The 9049-nt window shown below is 70.4% G+C and carries 8 protein-coding genes and 1 pseudogene; 5 read left to right on the top strand and 4 right to left on the bottom strand.

Features of this window, described 5'->3' with window-relative positions; all coding sequences use genetic code 11:
• On the top strand, positions 1 to 1098 hold a 1098-nt coding region (locus tag ACKVMH_RS11135; RefSeq protein WP_412700334.1), incomplete at its 5' end, for a GTPase.
• 162 nt (positions 1099 to 1260) lie between these two features.
• Complete coding sequence (locus tag ACKVMH_RS11130; RefSeq protein WP_412700333.1) at positions 1261 to 2292, top strand: energy transducer TonB; 1032 nt, start codon at positions 1261 to 1263, stop codon at positions 2290 to 2292.
• A gap of 85 nt (positions 2293 to 2377) precedes the next feature.
• Here ACKVMH_RS11130 and ACKVMH_RS11125 read toward each other — a convergent pair whose 3' ends face one another.
• From ACKVMH_RS11125 to ACKVMH_RS11110, 4 genes are all read right to left on the bottom strand, one after another.
• A complete protein-coding gene (locus ACKVMH_RS11125) occupies positions 2378 to 3571 on the bottom strand; it encodes an ABC transporter permease (protein WP_412700332.1) in 1194 nt (397 codons plus the stop codon).
• A complete protein-coding gene (locus tag ACKVMH_RS11120) occupies positions 3568 to 4314 on the bottom strand; it encodes an ABC transporter ATP-binding protein (RefSeq protein WP_412700331.1) in 747 nt (248 codons plus the stop codon). The genes ACKVMH_RS11125 and ACKVMH_RS11120 overlap by 4 nt, the downstream gene beginning before the upstream one ends.
• A gap of 64 nt (positions 4315 to 4378) precedes the next feature.
• Positions 4379 to 5899 (bottom strand): alpha/beta hydrolase, encoded by a 1521-nt coding sequence (locus ACKVMH_RS11115; RefSeq protein ID WP_412700330.1) that lies wholly within the window; start codon positions 5897 to 5899, stop codon positions 4379 to 4381.
• Positions 5900 to 6012: 113 nt separating this feature from the next.
• On the bottom strand, positions 6013 to 6780 hold the full coding sequence (locus ACKVMH_RS11110) for a ferredoxin--NADP reductase (RefSeq protein ID WP_412700329.1): 768 nt from the start codon (positions 6778 to 6780) through the stop codon (positions 6013 to 6015).
• A gap of 219 nt (positions 6781 to 6999) precedes the next feature.
• Between ACKVMH_RS11110 and ACKVMH_RS11105 the strand changes: the two genes are divergently transcribed.
• The 3 genes and pseudogenes from ACKVMH_RS11105 to ACKVMH_RS11095 all read left to right on the top strand — a co-directional run.
• Positions 7000 to 7992, top strand: a complete 993-nt coding sequence (locus tag ACKVMH_RS11105) for an ABC transporter ATP-binding protein (RefSeq protein ID WP_215219086.1) — start codon at positions 7000 to 7002, stop codon at positions 7990 to 7992.
• The gene (locus ACKVMH_RS11100; RefSeq protein WP_412700328.1) at positions 7989 to 8759 is read left to right on the top strand and encodes an ABC transporter permease; all 771 of its coding nucleotides are present in this window, start codon (positions 7989 to 7991) and stop codon (positions 8757 to 8759) included. The genes ACKVMH_RS11105 and ACKVMH_RS11100 overlap by 4 nt, the downstream gene beginning before the upstream one ends.
• A gap of 100 nt (positions 8760 to 8859) precedes the next feature.
• Positions 8860 to 9049, top strand: a pseudogene (locus ACKVMH_RS11095) (superoxide dismutase family protein); the annotation flags it as partial.

Genomic DNA, 9049 nt, shown 5'->3' with positions numbered 1-9049 from the left:
CGCGCGGCGCGGCGCGCGCTGGACGGTGAGTTCTCGCGTCGGGTCGATGCGCTGGCCGCCGAGTTGCTCGCGATCCGGGTGCACGTTGAAGCGGCGATCGACTTCGCCGACGAACCGCTCGACACCCTGGGTGGCGACGCGCTGCGAAAGCGGCTCGCGGCCGCGGTCGACGCACTCGATGCGCTGCTGGGTGCCGCGCGACGCGGCCGGCGCCTGCGCGACGGACTGCACGCGGTGATCATTGGCCCGCCCAATGCCGGCAAGAGCTCGCTGCTCAACGCGCTGGCCGGCAGCGACCGCGCGATCGTCACCGACATCGCCGGCACCACACGCGACCTGCTGCATGAAGTCGTGCGCATCGATGGCGTGGAGCTCTCGTTGGTCGACACCGCGGGCCTGCGCGAGGGCGGCGACACGATCGAACGCGAGGGCATGCGCCGCGCGCACGAGGAACTCGCCCGCGCCGACCTGGCGATCGTGGTGCTCGATGCACGCGACCCGGTCGCCGGGTACGAGGCGGTCGCCGATGCGATCGCGGCGGTCCCACGGCGCCTGTGGATCCTCAACAAGGCCGACCTGCTGGCGTCGGTGACCGATCCGGATGCATCGACGTCGTCGCTACCCGCCGCTATCCCGCGGTTCGGCGATGACAGACCGCCAGTGCTGCTTTCCGCGCTGAGCGGTGCCGGCCTGGATGGCCTGCACGCACGCCTGAAGGCGCTGGNGACCGATCCGGATGCATCGACGTCGTCGCTACCCGCCGCTATCCCGCGGTTCGGCGATGACAGACCGCCAGTGCTGCTTTCCGCGCTGAGCGGTGCCGGCCTGGATGGCCTGCACGCACGCCTGAAGGCGCTGGCGGGCGACGAGCCGGCGGAGGGCACGGGCGCGTTCACCGCGCGTAGCCGCCACGTGGATGCACTGGAGCGCGCCGCGGCCGAACTCGCGGACGCCGGCGGCCACCTCGCGCACGAGTCGCTGGACCTGGCTGCGGAAGCTCTGCGCTCCGCCCACGATGCGTTGGGCGAGATCACCGGGCGCGTCCATGCCGACGACCTGCTCGGGCACATCTTCTCGAGCTTCTGCATCGGCAAGTAGGTGTCCCGGACCCGCCGGCCGGGCGCTTGGAAAAGTGTGACGGATGTCATTGTTCGAATCCGGCCGACGGTCCGCGCGCCAGCCCTGCTTGACAAAGGCCTCGCGCTGTCGTGACCTTGTGCCTGTGCGCCCACACGGCCGCACTTCAGGGGGAATTCCGTCATGATCGTTTCAAACCGCGAACGGCAGCCAAGCCGTCCTTTTGCCGTTGCAAGACTCTCGCTGGTGCTGGCCGTCGGGCTGGCGCTGGCCGCCTGTGGCAGCGAGGAGGCGCCGGGGGGCGCCACCCCGGCCACGCCCGCCACCACCGCCGAAACCCAGGCGCCACCGGTGCCGACCGCCGAGACCGCGGTCTCCGACGCGGTCAGCGCGCTCAGCGTGGACGAACTGCGCGAGGCCGCGCGCAAGGCCTACGGCGAGAATCGCCTGTACGCCCCGGTCGAGAACAACGCGGTCGAGTACTACCTCGCGCTGCGTGACAAGGCGCCGGATGACGCCGGTGCATCCAGTGCACTGACCGACCTGTTGCCGATGACCGTCATCGCGACCGAGCAGAGCATCACCCGCGAGGACTTCAACGAGGCCCGCCGGCTCGCCGCACTGGTCGAGAAGGCCCAGCCGACCCATCCGGCGCTGGACCGCCTGAAGACCAACATCGAGGCACGCGAGAAGGCCGCCGTCGCGCGCGTCGCCGCCGAGGCCACCAGTGCCGAGGAGCAGGCCGCGCGCCAGGTCGAGATCGAGCGCCAGCGCCTGGCCGACCAGAAGCGCCAGCAGGAACAGGCCGCGCGCGAACTGGCCCAGAAGGAGGCCGCCGACAAGGAAGCCGCCGAAGCCAAGGCCGAGGCCGACCGCATCGCCCAGCAGCAGGCCGAGCAGCGTGCCGCCGAACAGCGGGCCGCCGCCGCCCGTGCCTCGGCCGCTGCCGCCCCGACCGCCGCGGACCTGCGTCCGCTGTCGATGGCCGCGCCGACCTTCCCGCGTGATGCGCTGCGCGCGCGCCAGACCGGCGAGGTCGTGGTCGAGTACACCGTCGGCACCGACGGCTCGGTCACCTCGGCGCGGGTCGTGCGTTCGGAGCCGGCGCGGGTGTTCGACCGTGCAGCGCTCGATGCGGTGCAGAGCTGGCGCTTCCAGCCGATCTCGGCGCCGGTCACCACCCGTCGCGCGATCGGCTTCAATCCCGGCAGCTGAACCACACCGGCCGCGCCCAGCGGACCGGCCAAACGGAAAAGCCCGGCAATCGCCGGGCTTTTCCTCTATCGGCAGGGCGTGTTGCTCAGCCGGAGATCGCCAGCTTCTCCTGGTGGTAGCGGCGCACCGCCGCGAACCACAGCACCGCCGCCAGTCCGAACCCCGCCGCCAGGTAGATCGCCCAGGTCTGCGGGTCCACCGGTTCGGCCCGGATCACCTTCTGGATCATCTGGTTCTGGGCCAGGAAGGGCACTGCGAACTGCCACGGCTCGTACTTCAGCGGGTTCACCGCCAGCAGCATGATCGGCAGCATCGGCAGCAGCATCAGCCAGGTCATGTGGCTCTGCGCCTCCTTCATGCTCTTGGAGGCGGCCGACAGGTAGCTGAGCAGCGTGGTGCCGATAAACAGCATCGGCAGCAGGATCAGCAGCAGCTTGGCGATGGCGGCGAAGCGCACGTCCAGCATCTGCGCCATGCCACCGGCGAACTGCGCGCTGAGCTTGAACGCCAGCAGCGTCAGCAGCAGCGAGGCGATGCCGACCAGGCAGGCGGCGATCATCTTGCCGCTGACGATCGCCCCGCGCGAGGCGGGCGTGGCCAGCAGCGGCTCCAGCGACTGCCGCTCACGTTCGCCGGCCGTGGCGTCCATGATCAGGTAGGCGCCGCCCAGGAACGACATCAGGATCAGCAGGTACGGCAGCAGCATCGACAGCAGCACGCCACGCTTGGCTTCCGGCGTTGCCAGGTCGCGGCTGCCCAGCGCGATCGGTTGGGTCACCGTGGCGTCGATCCCGCGGGCATACAGCCGCAGCGCGCCGACCTGGCCGGCATACGCCTGCAGGGCGGCCTGCAGGCGCTTGACCGGAATCTCGGCGTTGCGGCGGGTGCTGTCGTGGACCACGTCGACACGCGCCGGCCGGCCCGCGCGCCAGTCCTCGGCGAACGCCGGGTCGACCGACAGCGCGGCATCGAAGGTCTGCTCGCGTATCGCCGCATCGACGTCGGCCGGTGGCTCGGCCACCTCGATGCCATGGCCGGCGAGGAAGGCCACCAGGTGCGGTGCGTGCTCGGCGCCGACCACCGGCACCTTGAGGGTCTCGTCGAGCTGGGTGCGCGCGCGGCTCTCGGCCATCGTGCCGATGCCCAGCATGATCGCGGGGTACAGCAGCGGACCCATCAACAGGGTCAGCGCCAGCGTGCGACGGTCGCGGGCGAAGTCACGCAGCTCCTTGCGGGCGACCGACCACAACTGGCGGAAGAATGCGTTGCCGGTGCTCATGCGTGCAGGCCCTCGTCGGTGCCGATCGCCTTGACGAAGGCGTCCTCCAGATTGGTCTCGCTGAACCGCTCGCGCAGTTCGTCGGCGGTGCCCGAGGCCACCACCTGGCCCTTGGCGATGATGACGATGCGGTCACACAGCGCGGCGACCTCCTGCATGATGTGGCTGGAGAAGATCACGCAACGGCCCTCGGCGCGCAGCTGGCGCAGGAATTCGCGCATCGCGCGGGTGGTCATGACGTCCAGGCCGTTGGTCGGCTCGTCCAGGATCACGTTGCGCGGGTCGTGCACCAGCGCGCGCGCGATCGCGGTCTTGGTGCGCTGGCCCTGCGAGAAGCCCTCGGTCTGGCGATCGAGGATCTCCTCCATGTCCAGTGCGGCCGACAGCGCCTTCGTGCGCGCATCGATGTCGGCCCTCGACATGCCGTGCAACTCGCCGAAGTAGGCGATGTTCTCGCGCGCGGTCAGGCGCTTGTAGACCCCGCGCGCGTCGGGCAGCACGCCCAGTGCGCGCCGCACCGCGGTCGGGTTGGCGGCCGTGTCGATGCCATCGACGCTGACCGAGCCGCTGTCGGGCGTCATCAGCGTGTAGAGCATGCGCAGGGTGGTGGTCTTGCCGGCGCCGTTGGGGCCGAGCAGGCCGGTGATCTCGCCGTCGCGCGCGTCGAAGCGGACGCCGTCGACGGCCTTGACCACGCCGGTCTTGGTCTTGAATGACTTGTGCAGGTTGTCGGCGGAAATCATGCGGTCGGTTCCTCATGCAGCCGGTGCCGGCGCGGCGCGGGACAAAGGGCGGGGCGGGCGCGGCTCACGGCGACCACCCGTTGAAATGCACGAACGGCGGCACGTAGGTCAGCGGCTCCAGGCACGACGCGTCGAGCGCCTTGGCATCGGCGCTCTCGATGAACTGTCCCAGCAGCTTGGGCATGCAGCCGACCGGAGCGACGTTGTGGCCCTGTCCCTCCAGCACCAGGTGGCGGCCGTTGGGCAGGTGGGCGGCGACGCGTTCGCCGTAGCGCGGCGGCGTCACCGGGTCGAGCTCGCCCGACAGCAGCAGCACCGGCAGGTCGGACTCGAACGGACGATGGAACCCCTCCGGCGCCTGCCCGTGCGGCCATACCGAGCACGGCGCGAAGAACGCCTGCGCCAGCTCGCTGCCGACGATGGTCTCGCCGTCGGTTGCGTCGGGCCGGTAGCGCCCGGCATCCTCGGCGCACAACACCGACCACTGCATGCCGCGGGTCATCTGCCCCTGCATCTGCTCGCCGCTCATCTGCACCAGCGACATCAGCGGCGCGTAACGGCCGTTGGCGGCCTCGTCGATCATCAACGGCAGCAGCGACGCGGTCTGCGGGACGTAGGAGAACATGAAGGCCAGCCCGCCGACGGCGTCGGCAGTGACCGTGTCGCGCCGCAGCTGGCCGGTGCGCGAGTCCCGGTACTCCACCTCAACCGGCGCCGCCTCCAGGCGCTCCATCACCGTCCGCAGCTGCTCGCGCATGTCGACCGGGTAGCGTTCGCGGCAGTCGGGCAGCGCGCGGCAACGCTCGGACTGCAGCGCCAGCGCGTCTTCCAGGGTGCGGGCGAACTCGCCACCGACCACCAGGTCGTTGGGCGCGACGCCGTCCAGCACCACCGTGCGCACGTGGGCGGGGTGGGTCATCGCGTACTGCTGCGCCACCCGCGTGCCGTAGGACACGCCCACCAGGTTGACCTGTTCGACCCCGAGCGCGGCGCGCACCGTGTCCAGGTCGCGCACGGCGTCGGTGGTGGTGTAGAAGCGCGGATCGGCGCGGCCTTCCAGCCCCGCGGCGCACTTGCCTGCGAACGCGGCCATCGCCTCCGGCGTTGCCGCGACCATCGCGTCGAGTTCGAGCGGCGTGCCGTCCGCCGCGCGGCAGTCGAGCGGGTTGGAGCCGCCGGTCCCGCGCTGGTCCACCAGTACGATGTCGCGCTGCTTGCCGACGTCGGCCAACATGCGCTGGACGGTAGCGGCGTGTTCGGTGGCGGCCTGGCCGGGGCCGCCGGCGAGGAAGAACACCGGGTCGCCGGTGCCGACCGCGCTGCCCTTGTTGGCCGGCAGCCAGGCCAGCTGCAGGGCGATGCGGCGGCCGTCAGGACGCGACGGGTCCTCGGCGACCTCGAGCGTGCCGCATTGCGCGGCTACCGGTTCGACACCGGCCGCGCCTTTCAGCGCACACGGTTCGAATGCGATGTCGCCGAAGCGGGCGGCGCCAGCCGGCGGCGCATCGGCCGGCCCACAACCGGCCAGCAAAAGGGTCGCCACCGATGCCGCGAGCGCGGCCGGCAGGAAACGGGTCGTATGCATGGATCCCCTCTGGTCCAAGGCCAATCGCCTCAGGATGACAGACGGGGGTCGCGCGGAGAACGTGACAAAGGTCGGGGGGAGTCAGAACTCCCAAGCCGCGCCCGCCGGCGTCGCTACTTGCTGCTGACGTACTTCTCGCGACGGATCTGCTTGACCTCCAGGCCGCTCTCCTTGAGCGCCTCGAAGCAGCTGTCGACCATGTTCGGGTTGCCGCACAGGTAGGCGATGTCGCCGGCCGGGTCGGGGGCGAAGTCCGGCAGGAACTGCTGCACATAGCCGTGGCGTACATCGGCGTGGGCGTGGGGCGAACCTGCCGCCGGCAGTTCGCGCGAGAAGCACGGCACGAAGCGGAAGTGGTCGGGGTGGCGATCCGCGAACGCACGGAACTCGTCGCCGTACAGCAGCTCGTCCGGGGTGCGCGCGCCGAACAGCAGTACCACCTGGATACCGCGTTCGGCGATCGCACGCTCCAGCTGCGGCAGCATCGCCCGGTACGGGGTGACGCCGGTGCCGGTGCCGATCAGCAGGTAGCGCCGGTTGGTGTCGGACGGCACCAGGCAGAAGCGGCCGAACGGCCCGCTGGCGTCGACGGTGTCGCCCGCATCCAGCCCTTCGAACAGCGCGGTGGCGGCGCCGCCGGGCACGTAGCTGACCGCGATCTCGACCGCCTCGCCGGGGCCCATCGCGTGGTCGTGGATGGTCGCAAGCGAGTACGAGCGCTTGGTCGCGGTGCCATCGGCGTACTGGAAGTGGACCTGGATGAACTGGCCGGGGATGAAGTCCAGCGGCGCGCCGTCGTCGCGCACGAACACGTAGTGACCGACGCTCGGGGCGAGCATGCGGCGCGAGACGAGTTTGAGGGGGAAATGCTGGATTGCCACGGGGACCTTCGGATTCGCCTGCCCGGGAGGATCCGCGGAACAGTGTGTGCACGGGGTGGCCGGGCCGCGGCCACCGGGCCGCCTATACTACCGGGGATCGCCGCAGACCCCGCGCAGCCGCCCACGGGCCGGCACGGCGGACCGCACGTGCGACAGGCAAGAACACCAGCACGAACACAGTTCCAGTATCAGTTCCAGCACCGGCAAGGCCAAGACCCGATGACCCAGAACCAGGCGACCGCCGCCGCGCCGGACACGGCCGTCCCGGCGCTGTCCGTCCGCGACCTGCGCAAGACCTACGACAACCACGTCGAAGCCCTCAAGGGCGTGTCGCTCGACGTGGCCGAGGGCGACTTCTTCGCCCTGCTCGGGCCCAACGGCGCCGGCAAGAGCACCCTGATCGGCATCGTCAGTTCGCTGGTCAACCTGACCTCGGGCTCGGTCGAGATCTTCGGTACCGACATCCGCCGCGACCGCGACGCGGCGATGCGCCTGATGGGGCTGGTGCCGCAGGAGATCAACTTCAACACCTTCGAGCAGCCGCTCGACATCCTGGTCAACTACGCGGGGTTCTACGGGATCCCCCGCGAGGTGGCGTTGCAGCGTGCCGAGGAGGAGCTCCGGCGCGCGCAGTTGTGGGACAAGGCCCGGATGATGAGCCGGACGCTGTCGGGCGGCATGAAGCGCCGGCTGATGATCGCCCGCGCAATGATGACGCGGCCGCGCCTGCTGATCCTCGACGAGCCCACCGCCGGTGTCGACATCGAGATCCGCCGCGGCATGTGGCAGACCCTGCGCGAGATCAACGCCGCCGGCACCACCATCATCCTCACCACCCACTACCTCGAGGAAGCCGAGTACCTGTGCCGCAACCTGGCGATCATCGACCGCGGCACGATCGTCGCCGCCGGGCCGATGAAGACCCTGCTGGCCCGGCTCGACGTCGAGGGATTCGTGCTCGACATCGACGGTGCGCTGCCGGCGGTGCTGCCGGAGATCGAAGGCACCACCGTGCTGGCGCGCGACGACCACACGCTCGACATCGAGATGCCGCGCGCGATGGACCTCAACCGCGTGTTCGCCGCGCTTGGCGATGCCGGCATCCGGGTGCGGTCCATGCGTACCAAGAGCAACCGGCTCGAGGAGCTGTTCGTGCGCATGGTCGCCGCCGGCGAACCGGCCACGGCGACGTTGCCGGAGGCCCGCGCATGAGCCACCCCAACCTGGTCGCGCTGGGCACCGTCGCCCGCCGCGAGATCAGCCGGATCCTGCGCATCTGGGCCCAGACCCTGGTGCCGCCGGCGATCACCATGACGCTGTACTTCCTGATCTTCGGCGGGCTGATCGGCTCGCGGATCGGCACCATGGACGGCATCGCCTACATGGACTTCATCGTCCCCGGCCTGGTGATGATGAGCATCATCCAGAACAGCTACGGGAACATCGCCTCGTCGTTCTTCGGCGCCAAGTTCGGGCGCCACGTCGAAGAGCTGCTGGTCAGCCCGATGCCCAACTGGGTGATCCTCGGTGGCTACGTCGCCGGCGCCGTCGCCCGCGGGCTGGCGGTCGGCGCGATCGTGCTGCTGATCGCCTCGCTGTTCACCGACGTGCGGGTGCCGCACCCGCTGGTGACGCTGGCCACCGTGCTGCTGGGCGCGACGATTTTCGCGCTGGCCGGCTTCGTCAACGCGGTCTACGCCAGGAAGTTCGACGACATCGCGATCGTACCGACCTTCATCCTGACCCCGCTGACCTACCTGGGCGGCGTGTTCTATTCGGTCAAGCTGCTGCCTGGCTGGGCCGAGGCGATGACCCACGCCAACCCGATCTTCTACATGGTCAATGCGTTCCGCTACGGCTTGCTCGGAGTGAGTGACGTGCCGCTGTGGATCGCGTTCGCGCTCATGGTCGGCTTCGTGGTCGGCCTGGCGGCGCTGGGGTTGTGGCTGCTCAAGCGCGGCACCGGCCTGCGCAGCTGAGAACCCGTGCCGCGCCCGCGCGGCGGCTCCTTCGTATGATGGCCCGTCGCCGGCCGGCCCCCGCCGTCGGCGACATTCCCTGTCATCGAAAGGAGTCCGCATGTCGCTGTTCCGACCCACCCTGCTGGCCGCGCTGGTGTTCGCCGGCCTGACCGCCTGCAACGATCCGGCCGCACCGTCGACCGAAGTCGCCGCCCCGGCGCCCGACGCCACAGCGTCGGCCTCGGCCGCCGAGACCCCCGCGACCGCCGCTGTCCCGGCCGGCGATGCCGCCGCGCTCGACGCCCGCC

The organism is Lysobacter zhanggongensis (assembly GCF_046638635.1).
Lineage (GTDB): Bacteria > Pseudomonadota > Gammaproteobacteria > Xanthomonadales > Xanthomonadaceae > Novilysobacter > Novilysobacter luteus.
Note: the sequence above shows the minus strand (reverse complement) of the source record. Positions and strands in the feature narration are given on the sequence as shown.